We start from the raw sequence: 17,862 nt of genomic DNA on the forward strand, positions 1-17,862 counted from the left end.
CGAGATGGCGCCGCCCCGCCACGCCCGGCGCAAACGCCGCGCTCGCGAGCGGCTAGGCCAAATGGCGCCGCCCCGCCACGCCCGGCGCAAACGCCGCGCTCGCGAGCGGCTAGGCCAGATGGCGCCGCCCCGCCGCGCCCGGCGCAAACGCCGCGCTTGCGAGCGGCGCTAGGCCAGGAAGTCGGGCGGCAGCGACTCGAACATCACCTTGGTCATCCGGACCGCGTATTCCGAGCTGCCGCCCCCGACGATCAGCGACGCAAACGCCAGGTCGCCGCGGTACCCGGCGAACCAGGAATGCGATCCGCCCGGGAACTCGGCCTCACCGGTCTTCCCGTAGACGGCGCCGCAGCCGGCGATCTCCTTGGCGGTGCCATTGGTCACCACCAGCCGCATCATCGGCCGCAGCGCGTCCACCATCTTCGGGCTGATCGGCGTGGTATCGCCCTGCACCGCGGTCGGCCGGCCCGCGATCAGCTGCGGCGTCGGCGTCTTGCCTGCGGCGACGGTCGCCGCCACCAGGGCCATCCCGAATGGGCTGGCCAGCACCTTGCCCTGGCCGAAGCCGTCTTCGGTCCGCTCGGCGAGGTCGACCGTCGGCGGCACCGACCCCGTCACCGTGGTGATGCCGTCCACCTGATAGTCCAGCCCGATGCCGTACCGGCTGGCCGCCTGCGTCAGGCCCCGGGGCGGCATCTTGCTGCTGAGCTCGGCGAAGGTGGTGTTGCAGGAACTGGCGAACGCCCGCGACATCGGCACCACCCCGAGGTCGAAGCCGCCGTAGTTGGGGATGGTGCGGTGCCCGATGTCGAGATGGCCCGGGCAGCCCAGCATGGTGTTGGGGGTGGCCATGTCGCGGTCCACGGCGGCGCCCGCGGTCACCATCTTGAACGTCGACCCCGGCGGGAACAGGCCGGTGGTGGCCACCAGGCCGTCGGCGTCGGCGCCCCCGTTCTGCGCGATCGCCAGGATCTCCCCCGTCGACGGCTTGATCACGACCATCATCGCCTTGCCGCCGCGGGTGTCCACCGCGCGCTGGGCGGCGTTCTGCACCACCCGGTCCAGCGTGATCGAGATCGACGGCGCCGGCGAACCCGCCACCTCGTGCAACACCTCGACCTCGACGCCGTTCTGGTTGACGCTGACCACGCGCCAGCCCGCCTCGCCGTCGAGCTGGTCGACGACGGCCTTCTTCACCTCGGCCATGACCGCCGGGGCGAAATGCGGGTCGGTCGGCAGGATCTCGGGCTGGGGTGTGACGACGATGCCGGGCAGCCGTCCGATCGCCGGGAAGACCTTGTCGTTGTCGTCGGGATGCAACGTCACCAGGTCCACCGGCTGCGTCGCCGCACTGGCCTGCTCGGCGAGCAACTGCGGGTCGCTCAGGGTGCCGTTGAAGGGATGCAAGACGTCCACGATCGCGTGCGACGTGCCGATCAGCGCGGCTCCGGATCCGGCCTGGGTGGCGTCGAGCGTGTAGTGGTACAGGTAGCCGGGCACCAGCACGTCAGTGCCGCCGAGCTCGTTGACCGACGCGCGCCGCGGGGCGTCGGCGCGCAACGCGAACGTCTGGTGCTCGCCCAGTTTGGGGTGCAGGCCGGTGGTGGTCCACCGGACCTCCCAGCGGCCTTCGTCGCGCGCCATCTTCAGCTGGCCGTCGTAGGTCCAGGTCCGATTCTTGGGCAGGTGCCAAGTGAAGCGGTAGCCGACCGTGCCGGTGTCCTCGGCGTACTTGGCGTTGAGGATCTGCGTGTCGAGGTGACTCGCCTGCAGCCCCGCCCACGCCGCGTTGAGCGCTTCGCGGGCCTCGTTCGGGTTGTCGCTGAGCTGGGCGGCCGTGGCGGTGTCTCCGATCGCCAGGGCGGCGAAAAACTTCTCGGCCGCCGGGCCGGGGCCGTCGGGCCGCGGGGTGCACCCGGACATCGCGAGGGCCGCAAGCAGCAATCCGGCCGCCACGATTACCAGTGGGGTTTTTGTGACCATTGGTACAGATGTTATGAAGCGCGGCTGTCGCACCGGCGTCGACACACCGAGATCGGACCGTGATGTAACGCGGGCGTCCAGCCGAGTGTGCGGCCAGCCGCAGCTTCGCCGCCGCCGAGTGCGCGGCCAGCCGCACATTCGCGAGGCGGCTCAGTCGAGCAGCACCGTCGCGAACGTGCCCACCTCGGCGAAGCCGACCCGGGCGTACGCGGCGCGAGCCACGCTGTTGAAGCTGTTCACGTAGAGGCTGGCGGTGCGCCCGCTGCCCACGATCACCGCGGCGACCGTCGCGGTGCCCGCGGTGCCCAGCCCCAGGCCCCGCCACTCGGGGTGCACCCACACGCCCTGGATCTGGCCGACGCCCGGCGACTGCGAGCCCACCTCGGCCTTGAAGACGACCTGGCCCTGCTCGAAGCGAGCCCACGCCCGGCCGGCCGCGATCAGGCTGGCCACCCGCCGGCGATAGCCGCGGCCACCGTCTCCGACCCGCGGGTCGACGCCCACCTCGCCGATGAACATGTCGACGGCGGCCACCAGGTAGGCGTCCAGCTCCTCGGGGCGGACCTGGCGGACCCCGGTGTCGATGTCGCAGTCCGGGAAGCTGGACAGCGCCAGCAGCGGCTGGTTGTCACGCACATCACGCGCGGGGCCCCAGGCCGACTCGAGCCGCTCCCACATCGGCATCACCAGGTCGGCCCGGCCGACCAGCGACGAACAGCGCCGTGTCCCGCTCATCGCCTCGTCGGCGAAGGCGTTCAGGTCATCCAGCGCGCCGCGCAATGGGATCAGGTTGGCGCCGGCGAAGCACAGCGATTCCTCCGCGCCGCGCAGCGTCCACAATTCGCCACCGATCGAATTCGGATCGATGCCGTGATCCGCCACGCGGGCGGCGACCATGCACGAGCCCACGGGATCCTCGTCGAACACCCGCCAGACGGCGGCGGCGTCGCGCACCACCGACACCCGTCGCTCGCCGACAAGGCGGAACAGGGGCGGAGCCGACATCTGGCGAACTCTCTGTGCTGCGAACTAAAGGACCGGGAAACCGGACCCCATCAGCTTACGGTCACGATCGGCGAACCGCTGGACGTTGTGTCAGGACCGTGATCGGTTCCCATCTCCGAGGCCAACCGCATGGCCTCCTCGATGAGCGTCTCGACGATCTGCGCCTCGGGCACGGTCTTGATCACCTCGCCGCGAACGAAGATCTGCCCCTTGCCATTTCCCGACGCGACGCCCAGGTCGGCCTCGCGGGCCTCGCCGGGGCCGTTCACCACGCAGCCCATCACCGCGACCCGCAGGGGGACGTCGAGGCCGTCCAGCCCGGCGCTGACCGCATTGGCCAGGGTGTAGACGTCTACCTGCGCGCGTCCGCAGGACGGGCAGGACACAATCTCCAGCCCGCGCGGCCGCAGGTTCAGCGACTCGAGGATCTGGATGCCGACCTTGACCTCTTCGACCGGCGGCGCGGACAACGACACCCGGATGGTGTCGCCGATACCCCGCGACAGCAACGCGCCGAAGGCCACCGCGGACTTGATGGTGCCCTGGAAAGCGGGGCCGGCCTCGGTGACACCGAGGTGCAGCGGGTAGTCGCACTGCGCGGCCAGCTGTTCGTAGGCGGCGACCATCACGACGGGGTCGTTGTGCTTGACGCTGATCTTGATGTCGCCGAAGCCGTGCTCCTCGAACAGCGAGGCCTCCCACAGCGCGGATTCGACCAGGGCCTCGGGGGTGGCCTTGCCGTACTTCTCCATGAACCGCTTGTCCAGCGAGCCGGCGTTGACGCCGATGCGGATCGGGATGCCGGCCGCGGCGGCGGCCTTGGCGACCTCGCCGACCCGGCCGTCGAATTCCTTGATGTTGCCGGGGTTTACCCGCACCGCGGCGCACCCCGCGTCGATCGCGGCGAAGATGTACTTCGGTTGGAAGTGGATGTCGGCGATCACCGGGATCTGGCTGTGCCGCGCGATCTCGGCGAGCGCGTCGGCGTCCTCCTGACGCGGGCAGGCCACCCGGACGATGTCGCAGCCCGCGGCGGTCAGCTCCGCGATCTGCTGCAGCGTCGTGTTGACGTCGTGGGTTTTGGTGGTGCACATGGACTGCACCGAAATCGGAGAGTCGCTGCCCACGCCGACGTCGCGAACCATGAGCTGGCGCGTCTTGCGGCGGGGGGCGAGCGTGGGCGCCGGAGCGTCCGGCATGCCCAGGCCAACGGTCACTGTGATAGTTCCTTAGCTACTGGAAAAGCCTGATCGGGTTGACCAGATCAGCGGTCACGGTCAGCAACATGTACCCGACCACGAACACCAGCACCACGTAGGTGGCGGGCATCAGCTTGAGGTAGTTCACCGGTGCGGCCGCGACCATGCCGCGGGCCGACCGGACGAGGTTGCGGATCTTTTCGAACATCGCGATGGCGATGTGGCCGCCGTCGAACGGCAGCAGCGGCACCAGGTTGATCGCGCCCAGGATCAGGTTCAGCTGGGCCAGGAAGAACCAGAACGCCACCCAAAGCCCATGGTCGACGGTCTCGCCGCCGATGATGCTGGCGCCGACCACGCTCATCGGGGTCTGCGGGTCACGCTGCCCGCCGCCGATGGCATGTACCAGGGCGCCCACCTTGGTGGGGATGGTGACCAGCGCCTTGCCCACCTCGCCGGTCAGCTGCCAGGTGAACGCGAACGTCGCCGGCACCGCGGAGAACACGCCGTAGCGCGCGGGCGCGAGCTTGACGGCGGCGACGCCGATGGCGCCGACCGTCGACGGAGCCGCCTGCCCGCCCTGCCCATTGGGCCCATTGCTCAGGAAGCGCTGGGTGGGCGTGACGTCGACGTAGGTGGTGATCGTGTTGCCGCCACGCTCGACGACGACCGGGACGGTGCCGTGCAGCTTGCGGATCGCGGCGGCCATGTCCTCAAAGGTGGACACCGGGGTGTCGCCGACCTTGGTTACGACGTCGCCGGCGCGGATCCCGGCCAGCGCGGCGGGACCGGGTCCAGTGCAGTCAGCGATCTTGCCAGGGGCCACTTCCGGTGCGACACAAGCGGTTTCACCAACCACCGCCCTGGTCGGCGGGTGCAGGTTGGGCAACCCCCAAACCAGGGCGATGCCGTAGATCAGCACCAGGCAGATGACGAAGTTCATGCCCGGACCGGCGAACAGCACCGCGACGCGCTTCCAGGCGTCCTGCTTGAACATCGCGCGGTCGGTTTCGTCGGGCGCCAGTTCCTCGACCGAGGTCATGCCGGCGATGTCACAGAAGCCGCCCAGCGGCACGGCCTTGAGGCCGTATTCGGTCTCGCCGCGCCGCGTCGACCACAGCGTGGGCCCGAACCCGACGAAATAGCGGCGGACCTTCATGCCGGTGGCGCGGGCGACCCACATGTGGCCGCACTCGTGCAGGGCCACCGAGATCAGGATGGCGAGGGCGAACAGCACAACGCCGATAACGAACATCATCTGGACTGCAGGACCTTTCTCACACCATTCCGGAGGCCTTGACGGAGGCCTCGGTGGGCCGTGCGTGTGCGACGGCGCGTCGCGCGCGCTCCCGCGCCCAGCGCTGCGCGTCTAGTACCTCATCCACGTTAGCGGGTGAAACCGCCCATTGGTCGGCGGCGTGCAGCACGTCCGCGATGGTTTTGACGATGGCCGGGAACCCGACGCGGCCGTGCAGGAACGCCTCGGCGGCCTCTTCGTTGGCTGCGTTGTACACGGCGGTCATGCAGCCGCCCGTCTGGCCGGCATACCGGGCCAGCTCGACGGCGGGGAAGACTTCGCTGTCCAGCGGCTCGAAATCCCAGCTGGAGGCGGTGGTGAAGTCGCAAGAGGCCGCCGCACCGGGAACCCGGGCCGGCCAGCCCAGGGCCAGCGAGATGGGCAGCTTCATGTCCGGGGGGCTGGCCTGGGCGATGGTCGAGCCGTCGACGAAGGTGACCATCGAATGAACAATCGACTGGGGGTGCACGACGACCTCGATGCGGTCGTAGTCGATGCCGAACAGCAGGTGCGTTTCGATCAGTTCGAGACCCTTGTTGACCAGCGACGCCGAGTTCAGGGTGTTCATCGGACCCATCGACCAGGTCGGATGGGCACCCGCCTGTTGCGGGGTGACGCCCTCGAGCTCGGCGGCGGTCCAGCCGCGGAACGGCCCGCCGGAGGCCGTCAACACCAGCTTGGCGACCTCCTCGGGGGTGCCGCCGCGCAGGCACTGGGCCAGTGCCGAGTGTTCGGAGTCGACGGGCACGATCTGACCCGGGCGCGCCGCCTCGAGGACCAGCGGGCCCCCGGCGACCAGGGATTCCTTATTGGCCAGCGCCAGCCGGGCGCCCGATTCCAGCGCGGCCAGCGTCGGCCGCAGGCCCAGCGCGCCCACCAGCGCGTTGAGGACGACGTCGGCCTCGGTGTCGTGGACCAGACGGGTCACCGCCTCGGGGCCGCGGTAGGGAACGTCGGCGATCTGCGCCGCGCGTTCGTCGGCGACAGCGACGTTGGTGACGCCGGTCTCGGCGCGCTGCCGCAGCAGGGTGTCCAGGTTGCCGCCGCCCGCGGCCAGGCCGACCACCTCGAAGCGGTCGGGATTGGCCGCTATCACCTCCAGCGCCTGGGTGCCGATCGAGCCGGTGCTGCCCAGCACCAGCACGCGCAGGCGGCGCTCGGGTGTCGCGATTGTCACTCGTTCATTGTGCCCGCTCGATCCCGCAACCGGTGTGCCAGAATCTCCCTACCAGCCGATCACGAAAGGGACTCACCGTGGCCAGTACCGAGGTGGAACAGTTCACCGGCGTCGACACCGTTGAGGTGCCGTCGGCGGCGTGGGGTTGGAGCAGGATCAACCACCGCACCTGGCACATCACCGGCCTGGTCATCTTCGGGTTCCTGCTGGCGATGCTGCGCGGCAACCACGTCGGCCACGTCGAGAACTGGTTCCTGATCGGGTTCGCCGCTTTGGTGCTCGTCGCCCTGGTCCGCGACCTGTGGGGCCGCCGGCGCGGCTGGATCAGGTAGGCGCTACCCGCCTTCGGCGGCCAGCTGTCCGCACGCCCCCGCCAAATCGCCTGCGCTCCAGCTACCCGCCTTCGGCGGCCAGCTGTCCGCACGCCCCCGCCAAATCGCCTGCGCTCCAGCTACCCGCCTTCGGCGGCCAGCTGTCCGCACGCGGCGCTGATCTCGCGGCCGCGGGTGTCCCGCACCGTGCACGACACCCCGTGCGCCCGCACCCGGCGGACGAACTCCCGCTCCGCCGCCTTGGGGCTCGCGTCCCACTCGCTGCCCGGGGTCGGGTTGAGCGGGATCAGGTTCACATGCACCAGCGGGCCAAGCGCGCGATGCAGGCGTTTGCCCAGCAGGTCGGCCCGCCACGGCTGGTCGTTGACGTCGCGGATCAGCGCATACTCCACCGAGACCCGGCGGCCGGTGACGTCGGCGTAATAGCGGGCCGCGTCGAGCGCCTCGGTGATCTTCCACCGGTTGTTGACCGGCACCAGCGTGTCGCGCAATTCGTCGTCGGGCGCGTGCAACGACAGCGCCAGCGTCACCCCGAGCCGCTCGTCGGCCAGTTTGCGGATGGCCGGGGCCAAGCCGACGGTGGAGACCGTGACCGAACGGGCGGAGATGCCGAAGCCATGCGGTGGCGCTTCGGTGATGCGGCGCACCGCGGCCACCACCCGCGCGTAGTTGGCCAGCGGCTCCCCCATGCCCATGAACACGACGTTGGAGAGCCGATCGCCGAAATCGTCCCGCAGGGCCACCGCGGCGGAGCGGACCTGTTCCAGGATCTCCGCGGTGGACAGGTTGCGGGTCAGCCCGCCCTGCCCGGTCGCACAGAACGGGCAGGCCATGCCGCAGCCGGCCTGCGAGGAGATGCACACGGTGTTGCGCTGCGGATAGCGCATCAGCACCGACTCGAAGGTCGTCCCGTCGGTCCCGCGCCACAACGTCTTTCGGGTCTGCCCCGCATCGCAGGTGACCTCGGCGGCCGACGTGAGCAGATGCGGGAACATCGCGTCGGCGACGCGGTCCCGTACGGCCGCCGGCAGGTCGGTCATGTCCCGGGGGTCGGCGATCAGGCGGCCGTAGTACTGCTGCGCGAGCTGTTTGGCGCGGAACGCGGGCAGGCCGAGCTCGGCGACGGCCGAGGCGCGGCCGTCCGCATCCAGGTCGGCCAGGTGCCGCGGCGGCTTGCTGGGACGGGGTTCGGTGAAGACGAGTTGTTGGACCATGTCCAGTCCAGTATCGGCCCTCCTCAGGGCACGAGTGTCAGCACCGTCCAGGCGGCGACCGCCGATGGGAGCACGCCGTCGAGCCGGTCCATCAGTCCGCCGTGGCCGGGCAGCAGGCGACCCATGTCCTTGATGCCGAGGTCGCGCTTGATCTGGGACTCGACCAGATCGCCAAGTGTGCAGGTCAGCACCAGGATCACGCCCAGCACCGCACCGATCCACAGCGGCTTGCCGGCCAGGAAGGTCGCGGTCAAAATTGCCGCGGTGATTCCGAAAACGAGCGAACCGGCGAAACCCTCCCACGATTTCTTCGGGCTGATCGCGGGCACCATCGGGTGCTTGCCGAACAGCACGCCGACGGCGTAGCCGCCCACGTCGGAAGCGACGACGGTGACCATCAGGCAGAACACCCGGCCCGCGCCGTCCTTGGGGTAGACCAGCAAGGCGCCGAAGGAGGCGAACAGCGGCACCCACGCGGCCAGGAACACCGTCGCGGAGGCGTCGCGCAGGTAGTTGGCCGACGGGGACCCCGCGAACGGCTCGGGACGCTTGCTGTTGTCCTGCATGAACAGGCGCCAGACGTTGCACACCACCACCGTGGCGCCGAAACCGGCCAGTGCGCCGGCGGCGTGGAACGGCCAGGTCAGCCAGACGGTGGCCTGACCGCCGATCAGCAACGGGATCAGCGGGATGACGTACCCGGCCTCGCGCAGCCGTCGTACCACCTCGTGGGTGGCGACGGGGATGGCGAGCGCGACGATCGCAACCCAGAAGCGCGGCGCGACCACCAGCGTGACGATGAGCACGCCGCCGATCCCGGCGCCCACCGCGATAGCCGCGCGCAGGTTGCGCCCCGCGCGGGAGGTCTTCTTGGCCGGCTGCTGCGCGGTCGTCTTGCCCTCACGCGCCGGCTCATCGGGCGTGCTGGCTGCACCGGTGGTTGCCACGGACCTTGGTGAACTTAGCTGCTGAGCGGCCGTTAGACCTCCAGCAGCTCGCCTTCTTTGTGCTTGACCAGGTCCTCGATCTGGGTGATGTACTGGTGCGTCGTCTTGTCCAGGTCCTTCTCGGCGCGGCCGACCTCGTCCTCGCCGGCCTCGCCGTCCTTGCGAATGCGGTGCAACTCCTCCATCGCCTTGCGGCGGATGTTGCGCACCGACACCTTGGCGTCCTCGCCCTTGCCCTTGGCCTGCTTGACCAGCTCGCGGCGGCGCTCCTCGGTGAGTTGCGGCACTGCCACCCGGATCAGGGTGCCGTCGTTGGTGGGATTGACGCCCAAGTCGGAGTTGCGGATCGCGGTTTCGATCGCGCCCAGCTGACTGGTTTCGTAGGGCTTGATCACGACCAGCCTGGCCTCGGGAACGTTGATGCTGGCCAGCTGGGTGATGGGGGTGGTCGCGCCGTAGTAGTCGATGGCGATCCGGGAGAACATGCCCGGATTCGCGCGGCCGGTTCGAATGGTTGACAAGTCGTCACGGGCGACCGCTACGGCCTTCTCCATCTTCTCTTCCGCGTCGAAGAGAGCCTCGTCAATCATTGCGCCGCTCCTCTCCCCCGCAAGCGGGAGGTACCCCCACATCACCGCGTTCTGCATCATCGTCAGCGCGGACCATCGTTCGCTCTTCCCTCAAGTGGTGACCAGTGTCCCAATTTTCTCACCGGCGACCGCGCGGGCGATATTGCCATTGGTCAGCAGGTTGAACACCAGGATCGGCATGCCATTGTCCATGCACAGGCTGAACGCGGTGGCATCGGCCACCCGCAGCCCCCGGTCGATGACCTCGCGATGACTGATCGCGGCGATCAGCTGGGCCTCGGGGTTCACCCGGGGGTCCTCGGTGAACACCCCGTCGACCGCCTTGGCCATCAGGACGACGTCCGCGCGGATCTCCAGCGCGCGCTGCGCGGCCGTGGTGTCGGTGGAGAAGTAGGGCAGCCCCATGCCCGCACCGAAGATCACCACGCGCCCCTTCTCCAGGTGACGGACGGCGCGCAGCGGCAGGTAGGGCTCGGCGACTTGTCCCATCGTGATCGCGGTTTGGACGCGGGTGACGATGCCTTCTTTTTCCAGGAAGTCTTGCAGCGCGAGGCTGTTCATGACCGTGCCAAGCATGCCCATGTAGTCCGAGCGGGTGCGTTCCATGCCGCGCTGCTGCAGTTGCGCGCCCCGGAAGAAGTTGCCGCCCCCGATCACGACGGCAACCTGGACACCGTCGCGCACCACCTCGGCTATCTGGCGGGCCACCCGCGCGACGACGTCGGGATCGAGCCCAACCTGCCCGCCGCCGAACATCTCACCGCCGAGTTTGAGCAGCACCCTGGAGTATTTGGGCCGCGGTCGCGGCTGCTCGGCAGCTGATCCATTCTCCGGCGCCTTGGGCTCCCTGGATTCCGTCATCAGGCTCCTCGCATGAGAGTGCCATCCCGGGGTGGCCCTCCGGAACGGCATTTCACATCCTGCCCCATCGCAGCACAACGCGGCGTCGGCGGGGTGCATTATGCGCGGAGTTGGCGATTGCGACGGCTTTTCGCGGCTATCGGCCCAGGTGAGGCCACCGGCGTCGGCGGTCTCACCCTCTGCGGACCGCGGATGTTTGAGGGGTGCCCAGCAGGGGGAATCCGCACCATCGCGGCGGGGATTTCACGGTCTTGAGAACGAGGGCCAGCCTCACCGCATGACCGGACCGGTCGCCTTGGCGATCGGCAGTGAGCGCGAATCGCTCAGGTACGCCTACAAGGAGGAACTCATCCATGGCGGACAACAACTCGGGACCTGCTGAAGCCGTCAAGGGCGTCGTTGAGGACGTCAAGGGCAAGGCGAAGGAGGCCGTTGGCGCGGTGGCGGGTCGAGACGACCTCACCCGCGAGGGCCAGGCCCAGCAGGACAAGGCGGAAGCCCAGCGCGACGCGGCGAAGAAGGAAGCCGAGGCCGAGGCGGCCCGCGGTGGCGCCGAGGCCGCTGAGGAGCGCCAGAAGGCCAATCAGTAGCTTGCTGGGAGGATGGGTCCGGTCTGTGAAAACGGACCGGACCCATCGACTTTATTCAGGACAGGACGTCCGGTCTGGTTAGCTGAGCCGACGCGGCCACCGGCTAATTCAACACAGTTTGCATAGTTTCGCGACGAGCGGGTAATCAGCGCTGCGCTTGCAGACATCTCCCTGAGGTGCCTACGGGCCGAGGAAGCCATACGAAGTTTTTTCCGGAGATGTCCTTGGACGTACTAGTGCTGACCGACGCGGACGACTTCGATCGCGCTCTGCCACCGCTGCAGTCATTTGCGCGGATCATGCGGAGAGCGCCGCTCACCGGTGACCGCGACGGCACCGCCCATTCCGGCGACGTGGCGATCGTGGACGCCCGTGGGGATCTCGCGGCGGCCCAGGCCGCCTGTCGCCGGCTGACGACCGACACTCCCGCCACCGCGGTGGTGGCGCTGGTGTCCGGGGCCGACGGCGTGACCGTCGACGGTGAGTGGAACGTTGACGACGTCATGCCGCCGGGCACCGACGCCGAGGAGCTTCAGGCACGGCTGGGACGAGCGATCGCTCACCGGCGCAACGCAATCAACGGAACTCTGAAATTCGGTCCCTTGCTGCTGCACCCGACCCGCCTCATCGGGTCACTGGAAGGCAAAGACCTGGGCCTGACGCTCACCGAGTTCAAATTGCTGAGTTTCCTTGTGCAGCATGCCGGTCGGGCGTTTGCCCGCACCCGGCTGTTGCACGAGGCGTGGGGTTACGACTGCAACGGCCGAGTCCGTTCGGTCGATGTCCACGTCCGGCGGCTGCGGGCCAAGCTCGGCCCCAGGTATCAGTCGATGGTCGACACAGTCCGCGGCGTGGGCTACATGGCAGCCACCCCGCCGCATCCGGAATGGATCATCAGCGACGAGTCGGCGCGACTGCTGGAATCCACGCCCGTGCAGTGAATACCCATGCGCGCCAAGCATTTCGCGGTCAGCCGAAGAGCGGAAATGTCCGCTTGCGCGCGAGCGCGTCCATCCCTTCCTGGATGGCGTCCTGAACCTCGCGGTACTTGCGCTCGACGTAGGCGTCATCGTCGGCACGCTTGGCGTCGCGGTCGAGCTCCACGGCGGGCATGAACCGGGTCCTGATCTTGGCCGGCAGCGGCAGCTGCGGCAGCGCCGCCGGCGCGATTCCCCACGGCAGTGAGATGGCCAACGGGAACACCTTGAGGCGTAGCAGGCGGTCCAGTCGTAGGGCCTTCGAGAGCTTGTCGCCTCGGATCAGCACCGGCATCGCGTCGGCTCCGCCGACCGTGGCGATCGGCACGATCGGCACACCGGCCCGAATCGCCATCTTCACGAAGCCTTTTCGGCCTGCGAGGTTGGCCTGGTCGCGCTCGGTCCAGGGGCGCAGCGAGTCCACTTCCCCGCCGGGCCACAGCGCGACGTCACGACCTTCGGCGAGGGCGGTGGCGATCGCGTCGGGGGCGGCCGGCAGCACTCCCATCGAACGGAAGTACCGGCCGATCACCGGAATCGCCATCAAGGCGTCATGTGCGGTGCCGTGCAGGGGGCGATCCTGCCCGAAGCGCCGCCACCACTGCAGACCCACGGTCCAGGCGTCCCAGACGAAAGGAGCGCCGGAGTGGATCCCCACCAGCAGGGCGGGTGGGTCCGGAATATTTTCCCAGCCGTCGATTTCCATGCGAAACCAGTAGTCCACCAGGACATTCCACAAGTATTTCTGCCGCTGCAGAGTGGCCTCGTCCTGACCGCTGAGATCCCACCTGCCGGCGCGCTCGGCGACCCAGCCGCTGACTCCGCCGTCCTGGCCGCCGCGCCGTTCCTCCATCGTCGCGCGCGCCTCTTGGGCGTTCAGTTTCGCCTGTTCGCGTACTTCGGCTGGTCTGTGATCTGGATTACTCATGGGTGCGGTGTACCCGATTCGCGCGCGCGCAATTCACCTCACGCCCCCAAATAGCGGAACTCCCCGCGTCGCTCGCGACGCGGGGAGATACCCACAAGCCGAATTAAGTGTGGGCCGGGGCCGGCGTCGCACCCGGTGCCGGGCTGACGCTCGGAGCGCCAGGCGCGGCGCTGCTCGGCACGTTGGACGTCCACATCAGGATGTCCTGCATCCCGTCGTTGTAGACGACGCCGTTGGGCGGCGCGCCGGTCACGTCGAAGTACAACGTTCCGGTCGACTCGCTACCCTGCGCGATCGGCGCGGGGTTGAGACCATTGGGAACTCCAACCTTGTCGATCACCCGGTAGTTCTGCCCGTTGGGGCCACGGGCGATGAAGTCGTTGACCATCGGCGTAACGAGCCCACCGTCCGCCCGGGCGGCGACATCCGCCTGGTAGAGCGTCCCCTTGGGCGTGTAGCCCGGAATAGTGACGTTGCTCGGCTGCAGGTTGCTCACCGTGTAGTTGGTGATCAACGGCCCGTCGACGAGCTGCTCACTGGTGCCGAAACCCTGAATGTTCGGCGGCGGCCCGGCGAATGCCGGCGCGGCTGCGAAAATGCTTGCCGCTATCCCCCCGGCAGCGGCAGCCGTCTTTATGGCGGTCTTCGTGACCCTCATGCTCATCCCTTTCGTGTCGAAGAATCGCCCCCGAAGGGCAATCCGCACATAAGCCGCAGGTATCCATTCGCCATCCTCGCTAAACATGGGCTTCGGATAATGACGAATCGCCGCCGCGATTAGCTGCCAAAACGCACTTCGTTTGGCGGAAGCCAATTTTCGCCTCGGGTTTTAACATCCGTACCGGTATTCACATTCCGTCACTGAGGCAGCGACGGCCACCGCGGCCTGAGACGAGCGATTAAGCCCGGCACTGGCGGGTAGTCGGAGCGGGACGAAAACCGACGAGGACGAAAGGGGCCGTCCATGGAACGCGGAAGCTCCAAGCACAGCCCGCGCGAGGACGACGAACTCAAGCACGAATTGGACGGCGCGCTGCGCGGGAACCGGCCCAGCCGCGCCGAAGTGTGGCGCGATCCCGAACCCCCAGCCGACGACGACCCCGACATCCCCACGGCGCGGCCGCTGACGCGCGAGCCGTAAATCCGGCGAGCGGCTTGCTCGCAGCAATTCTCGAAACAGGAATAGAGGAAACAGATGGGCTTTGCGCCTCAACAACAATCCCCTCCCGGCTTGCAGGCCGACATGAACCCGGTTCCTGACTGCGGCGAAAACAGCTACCGGGGCTCGGGAAAGCTCGCGGGCAAGAAGGCGATCGTCACCGGCGGGGATAGCGGCATCGGCCGCGCGGTGGCGATCGCTTTCGCCCGAGAGGGCGCCGACGTCCTGATCTCCTACCTCAGCGAGAACGACGACGCCCGCGACGTCGCCCGCCACGTGGAGGACGCCGGGCGAAAATGCGTACTGGTGTCCGGCGACCTGTCCGACGCGGCCCATTGCCGCGCCGTCGTGGATAGAGCCGTCGAAGAATTCGGCGGCATCGACATCCTGGTCAACAACGCCGCCTACCAGATGATGCACAAAAGCCTCGACGAAATCAGCGACGAGGAATGGGATTACACATTCCGGCTCAACGTCGGCGCATACTTCCATCTCGCCAAGGCGGCCGTGCCGCACATGAAGCCCGGCGCATCGATCATCGGCAGTTCATCGGTCAACTCCGATACGCCCAACCCCACCCTGGCGCCCTACGCGGCGACCAAGGCGGCCATCGCCAACTTCTCGGCCAGTCTCGCTCAGCTGCTGGGCGAGAAGGGGATTCGGGTCAACAGCGTGGCGCCCGGCCCGATCTGGACCCCGCTGATTCCCTCCACGATGCCGCCGGACAGCGTCGAATCGTTCGGCGAGAACACGCCGCTGGGCCGCGCCGGGCAGCCCGCCGAGCTCGCCCCCATTTATGTGTTGTTGGCCTCCGACGACGCGAGTTACATCTCCGGCGCGCGGGTGGCGGTGACCGGGGGCCGGCCAATTCTCTAGCGCGGCACCGCAATGCGGGGTTCAGGAGCCTGGTGTGGGTGCGACGCGCCGCGACCTCACCGGCGCCGCACGTCACGGTCGTCGGCGATGGTGACCGACGCGGCGACCTGGGCCGCGTTGTTGTAGGTCTCGGGCGGAATGCCCCGCAGGGCGCGGACCGTGTCGTCGTCGCAGCCATTGCGGTCGGCGGCGTCAAGCAGATCTTGCTTGTTCACCGGAAAGTCCACATCGCTCAGGCATCGACGCAGCTGACGGGGCGTGGTGGACGCGACCATGGCTGCCCGGATGCCCGCGAGCCGCGGGCCTAAACCACACCACCGGGTGCGTTCGGTCAAATGAGCGCGGCCGGCGATTCTCAGCGGCCACGGACCCGGCGATTGTGCTTCTTGATCGCGTCCACCAGCTCAGCCTTGCTCATCGTGGACCTGCCCCGGACGTCGAGTCGGCGAGCCAGGTCCAGCAGGTGCTTTTTGCTCGCGTTCGCGTCCACCCCCTCGGCGGACTCACCGGAGGGACTCGGGCCACCGCTTTTGGCGCGCGCGTCCGAGGGCCCTTTCTTTTCCTTGGGCTCCCAATGGTCGCCGACCTTTTCGTAACTGTGCTTGAGGGCGGAATAGGCCACCCGGTGAGCGCGCTCTTCGCTGCCATATTCGTCGGCTGCCGCGTCATGCGTTTTCGCGAACGTGCGTTGCGCTTTGGCGTTGGAACGTTGCAGAGTGCTGGGCAATTCGTCCTTCTTCGGCTTGCCGCCTTTCGTGGTCTTCGGCATGGAAACCTCCTCGGGGTTCGCGTGACGTGTCGCCGCGGGTCGGTTACCCCGTTCACCGGCCGGCAATCATCAGGTCGCGTCGCCCAATCTCGCCTGCCGGGCGGCAAAGTATGTCAAGATGGTTGACATGGTTCAGGCCGAAGATGCCCCGCTTGGTTACCTGTTGTACCGGGTGGCGAGCCTACTGCGACCGGAGGTTTCCGCGGTGTTGGGCCCGCTGGGTTTGACGCTGCCCGAATTCGTCTGCATGCGAATGCTTTCCATGCTGCCGGGGATGTCGAGCGCCGAACTGTCCCGGCAGGCCGGGGTCACACCGCAGGCCATGAACACCGTGCTGCGCAAGCTGGAAGACATTGGGGCCGTGGCGCGCCCGACGTCGGTGTCCAGCGGCCGCGCGCTGCCCGCCACGCTCACCGGCCAGGGCCGCGCCCTGCTCAAACGCGCGGAAGGCGCGGTGCGGACCGCCGATGCCCGCATCCTGGCCAAACTGACCGACACTCAGCAGCGCGAGTTCAAACGGATGCTCGACAAACTCGGCTCCGACTGACCGGCACCTAAGCGGATTGGATCCGGGCCCACGGCCGGGCCTCTTCGAGTTCGTAGGCAAGCTCGAGCAGGAGCGCCTCCTGCCCGATGTCGGCCGAGAACATCATGCCCACCGGCATACCTTCGTCGGACTGCGCCAACGGCAGCGAGACCGCCGGCTCACCGGTGACGTTCTGCAGCGGGGTGAACGAGACCCAGTCGATCAGCCGCTCGATGACCTGGTGGTAGTCGGTGGGCGCGAGATAGCCGATGCGTGGCGTCTCGTCGGCGAGCGTGGGGGTCAGCACCGCGTCGTAGGTGCCGAAGAATTGGGCGGTGCGCCTGCGGATTCGACGCAGGCGCATGATCGCCAGCGGCAGTCGGTGCATGTTGCGGGCGGTGTGTCGCTCCAGACCGAGCGTCAAACTGTCCAGCCGGGTGCGGTCGAAGGTGGCGCCGAACATTCGGCGCCCCGTGCGCACCTGGGCCAGCGCCAGGAAGCCCCAGTACAGCACGAAATCGTCGACGAAACTGGCCGGCACCGGGGGCTCGTCGAGGTATTCGACGCGATGCCCCAGCTCCTCGAGGAGACCGGCGGACTTCAGCGTGAGCTCGCGCACCTGCGGGCTGGCCTCGCGTTGCACCGAGCGGGTCAGCACGGCGATCCGCAGCCGCTGCCTGCCGGGCCCAATGACGTCCCCGATCGGCGCCAGTTTCGGGTTGCGCCAGATGCGTTCGGCCTCCCGGTAGAACGCCGCGGTGTCGCGCACCGAACGGGTCAGCACACCGTTGGCGACGATGCCCACCGGCATCCGGCGCAGGTGCGGATCCAGCGGCAGCCGCCCGCGCGACGGCTTGAGCCCGACGAGGCCGTTGCAGGCGGCGGGGATGCGGATGGAACCGCCGCCGTCGTTGGCGTGGGCGATCGGCACCACGCCGGCGGCGACGAACGCCCCCGAACCCGACGACGATGCGCCGGCGCTGTAATCGGTGTTCCACGGGTTGCGGACCGGCCCCAGGCGCGGATGCTCGGCCGACGCGCTGAAACCGAATTCCGACAGCTGCGTCTTGCCCACGGGTGCCAGCCCGGTGGCCAGGAACAGCCGGGTGAACTCGCTGTCGGAGGTGGCGTTCCACGGTGTCCACGCGTCGGTGCCGTGCATCGTGGGCTGGCCCGCGATGTCCACGTTGTCCTTGAGGAACGTCGGGACGCCGTCAAAGAAACCGTTCGCCACCGGGGCGGCGGTTCGTGCCTGCTGAAAAGCGGCGTAGGCCAGCCCGTTGAGGATCGGGTCGACGGCCTCGGTGCGGGCAATGGCCGCCTCGACGACCTCCGCCCTACTGACCCAGCCCGCCCGTATCGCGTGGGCGAGGCCGACCGCGTCCAGATCACCGAGGGCGTCGTCGCCGAACGCATGCACGTGTCGCATGGA

General features: G+C 68.3%; 20 protein-coding genes. 6 read left to right on the forward strand and 14 right to left on the reverse strand.

The features are described 5' to 3' along the window. Window positions 1-168: 168 nt before the first annotated feature. The 5 genes from A5695_RS24180 to dxr all read right to left on the reverse strand — a co-directional run bounded on the left by A5695_RS24180 (window position 169) and on the right by dxr (window position 6,661). Entirely contained in the window at window positions 169-1,983 is a 1,815-nt protein-coding gene (locus tag A5695_RS24180; RefSeq protein WP_068088419.1) for a penicillin-binding transpeptidase domain-containing protein, read from the reverse strand. A 150-nt stretch (window positions 1,984-2,133) separates the two neighbouring features. Continuing rightward, the gene (locus A5695_RS24185) at window positions 2,134-2,988 is read right to left on the reverse strand and encodes a GNAT family N-acetyltransferase (RefSeq protein WP_068088422.1); all 855 of its coding nucleotides are present in this window, start codon (window positions 2,986-2,988) and stop codon (window positions 2,134-2,136) included. A gap of 50 nt (window positions 2,989-3,038) precedes the next feature. Beyond that, a complete protein-coding gene (ispG, locus tag A5695_RS24190) occupies window positions 3,039-4,205 on the reverse strand; it encodes a flavodoxin-dependent (E)-4-hydroxy-3-methylbut-2-enyl-diphosphate synthase (RefSeq protein ID WP_068088425.1) in 1,167 nt (388 codons plus the stop codon). A gap of 16 nt (window positions 4,206-4,221) precedes the next feature. Then, entirely contained in the window at window positions 4,222-5,445 is a 1,224-nt protein-coding gene (locus A5695_RS24195) for an RIP metalloprotease (protein WP_068088428.1), read from the reverse strand. Between the two features lie 19 nt (window positions 5,446-5,464). Beyond that, complete coding sequence (dxr, locus tag A5695_RS24200; protein WP_068088431.1) at window positions 5,465-6,661, reverse strand: 1-deoxy-D-xylulose-5-phosphate reductoisomerase; 1,197 nt, start codon at window positions 6,659-6,661, stop codon at window positions 5,465-5,467. Between the two features lie 77 nt (window positions 6,662-6,738). Between dxr and A5695_RS24205 the strand changes: the two genes are divergently transcribed. Then, window positions 6,739-6,993, forward strand: a complete 255-nt coding sequence (locus A5695_RS24205; protein ID WP_068088435.1) for a DUF2631 domain-containing protein — start codon at window positions 6,739-6,741, stop codon at window positions 6,991-6,993. 119 nt (window positions 6,994-7,112) lie between these two features. Here A5695_RS24205 and rlmN read toward each other — a convergent pair whose 3' ends face one another. From rlmN to pyrH, 4 genes are all read right to left on the reverse strand, one after another. Next, complete coding sequence (rlmN, locus tag A5695_RS24210; protein WP_068088438.1) at window positions 7,113-8,207, reverse strand: 23S rRNA (adenine(2503)-C(2))-methyltransferase RlmN; 1,095 nt, start codon at window positions 8,205-8,207, stop codon at window positions 7,113-7,115. 23 nt (window positions 8,208-8,230) lie between these two features. Continuing rightward, window positions 8,231-9,154: a phosphatidate cytidylyltransferase gene (locus A5695_RS24215; RefSeq protein WP_068088441.1), complete on the reverse strand. Its 924-nt coding sequence runs from the start codon at window positions 9,152-9,154 to the stop codon at window positions 8,231-8,233. Between the two features lie 32 nt (window positions 9,155-9,186). Further along, entirely contained in the window at window positions 9,187-9,744 is a 558-nt protein-coding gene (gene frr / locus A5695_RS24220; protein WP_067269849.1) for a ribosome recycling factor, read from the reverse strand. 90 nt (window positions 9,745-9,834) lie between these two features. Then, window positions 9,835-10,605 carry a UMP kinase gene (gene pyrH / locus A5695_RS24225; protein ID WP_068088444.1) on the reverse strand — a complete coding sequence of 257 codons (771 nt, stop codon included), beginning with the start codon at window positions 10,603-10,605 and terminating at the stop codon, window positions 9,835-9,837. A gap of 353 nt (window positions 10,606-10,958) precedes the next feature. On the opposite strand from pyrH, the gene A5695_RS24230 reads away from it, so the two are divergent. Together A5695_RS24230 and A5695_RS24235 are read left to right on the forward strand one after the other, a co-directional pair. Beyond that, complete coding sequence (locus A5695_RS24230; protein WP_067901776.1) at window positions 10,959-11,195, forward strand: CsbD family protein; 237 nt, start codon at window positions 10,959-10,961, stop codon at window positions 11,193-11,195. A 218-nt stretch (window positions 11,196-11,413) separates the two neighbouring features. Then, the gene (locus tag A5695_RS24235) at window positions 11,414-12,136 is read left to right on the forward strand and encodes a response regulator transcription factor (RefSeq protein ID WP_068088447.1); all 723 of its coding nucleotides are present in this window, start codon (window positions 11,414-11,416) and stop codon (window positions 12,134-12,136) included. A gap of 28 nt (window positions 12,137-12,164) precedes the next feature. Here the strand turns inward: A5695_RS24235 and A5695_RS24240 are convergent, their stop codons facing one another. Then, the gene (locus tag A5695_RS24240; RefSeq protein WP_068088450.1) at window positions 12,165-13,100 is read right to left on the reverse strand and encodes a lysophospholipid acyltransferase family protein; all 936 of its coding nucleotides are present in this window, start codon (window positions 13,098-13,100) and stop codon (window positions 12,165-12,167) included. A 103-nt stretch (window positions 13,101-13,203) separates the two neighbouring features. Continuing rightward, window positions 13,204-13,758, reverse strand: a complete 555-nt coding sequence (locus A5695_RS24245; RefSeq protein ID WP_068088453.1) for an MPT63 family protein — start codon at window positions 13,756-13,758, stop codon at window positions 13,204-13,206. A gap of 306 nt (window positions 13,759-14,064) precedes the next feature. Here A5695_RS24245 and A5695_RS29255 point away from each other — a divergent pair, with 306 nt between their 5' ends. Continuing rightward, complete coding sequence (locus tag A5695_RS29255; protein WP_197515605.1) at window positions 14,065-14,241, forward strand: hypothetical protein; 177 nt, start codon at window positions 14,065-14,067, stop codon at window positions 14,239-14,241. A gap of 54 nt (window positions 14,242-14,295) precedes the next feature. Continuing rightward, window positions 14,296-15,135 (forward strand): SDR family oxidoreductase, encoded by an 840-nt coding sequence (locus A5695_RS24250; RefSeq protein WP_068088456.1) that lies wholly within the window; start codon window positions 14,296-14,298, stop codon window positions 15,133-15,135. Window positions 15,136-15,191: 56 nt separating this feature from the next. Here the strand turns inward: A5695_RS24250 and A5695_RS28040 are convergent, their stop codons facing one another. Both A5695_RS28040 and A5695_RS24255 read right to left on the reverse strand, forming a co-directional pair. After that, window positions 15,192-15,410, reverse strand: coding sequence for a DUF2795 domain-containing protein (locus A5695_RS28040; RefSeq protein WP_082946274.1), 219 nt, complete (start codon window positions 15,408-15,410; stop codon window positions 15,192-15,194). 80 nt (window positions 15,411-15,490) lie between these two features. Beyond that, a complete protein-coding gene (locus A5695_RS24255) occupies window positions 15,491-15,904 on the reverse strand; it encodes a ChaB family protein (RefSeq protein ID WP_068088459.1) in 414 nt (137 codons plus the stop codon). Window positions 15,905-16,031: 127 nt separating this feature from the next. Between A5695_RS24255 and A5695_RS24260 the strand changes: the two genes are divergently transcribed. Further along, complete coding sequence (locus A5695_RS24260; protein WP_068088463.1) at window positions 16,032-16,451, forward strand: MarR family winged helix-turn-helix transcriptional regulator; 420 nt, start codon at window positions 16,032-16,034, stop codon at window positions 16,449-16,451. Window positions 16,452-16,458: 7 nt separating this feature from the next. Here A5695_RS24260 and A5695_RS24265 read toward each other — a convergent pair whose 3' ends face one another. Continuing rightward, window positions 16,459-17,859: an amidase gene (locus A5695_RS24265; protein ID WP_068088465.1), complete on the reverse strand. Its 1,401-nt coding sequence runs from the start codon at window positions 17,857-17,859 to the stop codon at window positions 16,459-16,461. Window positions 17,860-17,862 lie beyond the last annotated feature (3 nt).

Origin of the sequence: Mycobacterium sp. E1747 (assembly GCF_001667775.1) — a bacterium.
Classification (GTDB): domain Bacteria; phylum Actinomycetota; class Actinomycetes; order Mycobacteriales; family Mycobacteriaceae; genus Mycobacterium.

Excerpts from the sequence above, each read along its gene's own strand:
- A5695_RS24235 (WP_068088447.1), top strand. The coding sequence starts at position 11,414 with ATGTCCTTGGACGTACTAGTGCTGACCGACGCGGACGACTTCGATCGC.
- A5695_RS24230 (WP_067901776.1), top strand. The coding sequence starts at position 10,959 with ATGGCGGACAACAACTCGGGACCTGCTGAAGCCGTCAAGGGCGTCGTT.
- A5695_RS24180 (WP_068088419.1), bottom strand. The coding sequence starts at position 1,983 with ATGGTCACAAAAACCCCACTGGTAATCGTGGCGGCCGGATTGCTGCTT.
- A5695_RS24265 (WP_068088465.1), bottom strand. The coding sequence starts at position 17,859 with ATGCGACACGTGCATGCGTTCGGCGACGACGCCCTCGGTGATCTGGAC.
- A5695_RS24185 (WP_068088422.1), bottom strand. The coding sequence starts at position 2,988 with ATGTCGGCTCCGCCCCTGTTCCGCCTTGTCGGCGAGCGACGGGTGTCG.
- A5695_RS24255 (WP_068088459.1), bottom strand. The coding sequence starts at position 15,904 with ATGCCGAAGACCACGAAAGGCGGCAAGCCGAAGAAGGACGAATTGCCC.
- A5695_RS28040 (WP_082946274.1), bottom strand. The coding sequence starts at position 15,410 with ATGGTCGCGTCCACCACGCCCCGTCAGCTGCGTCGATGCCTGAGCGAT.
- A5695_RS29255 (WP_197515605.1), top strand. The coding sequence starts at position 14,065 with ATGGAACGCGGAAGCTCCAAGCACAGCCCGCGCGAGGACGACGAACTC.
- A5695_RS24245 (WP_068088453.1), bottom strand. The coding sequence starts at position 13,758 with ATGAGGGTCACGAAGACCGCCATAAAGACGGCTGCCGCTGCCGGGGGG.
- rlmN (WP_068088438.1), bottom strand. The coding sequence starts at position 8,207 with ATGGTCCAACAACTCGTCTTCACCGAACCCCGTCCCAGCAAGCCGCCG.
- frr (WP_067269849.1), bottom strand. The coding sequence starts at position 9,744 with ATGATTGACGAGGCTCTCTTCGACGCGGAAGAGAAGATGGAGAAGGCC.
- A5695_RS24195 (WP_068088428.1), bottom strand. The coding sequence starts at position 5,445 with ATGATGTTCGTTATCGGCGTTGTGCTGTTCGCCCTCGCCATCCTGATC.
- A5695_RS24260 (WP_068088463.1), top strand. The coding sequence starts at position 16,032 with ATGGTTCAGGCCGAAGATGCCCCGCTTGGTTACCTGTTGTACCGGGTG.
- pyrH (WP_068088444.1), bottom strand. The coding sequence starts at position 10,605 with ATGACGGAATCCAGGGAGCCCAAGGCGCCGGAGAATGGATCAGCTGCC.
- A5695_RS24250 (WP_068088456.1), top strand. The coding sequence starts at position 14,296 with ATGGGCTTTGCGCCTCAACAACAATCCCCTCCCGGCTTGCAGGCCGAC.
- A5695_RS24240 (WP_068088450.1), bottom strand. The coding sequence starts at position 13,100 with ATGAGTAATCCAGATCACAGACCAGCCGAAGTACGCGAACAGGCGAAA.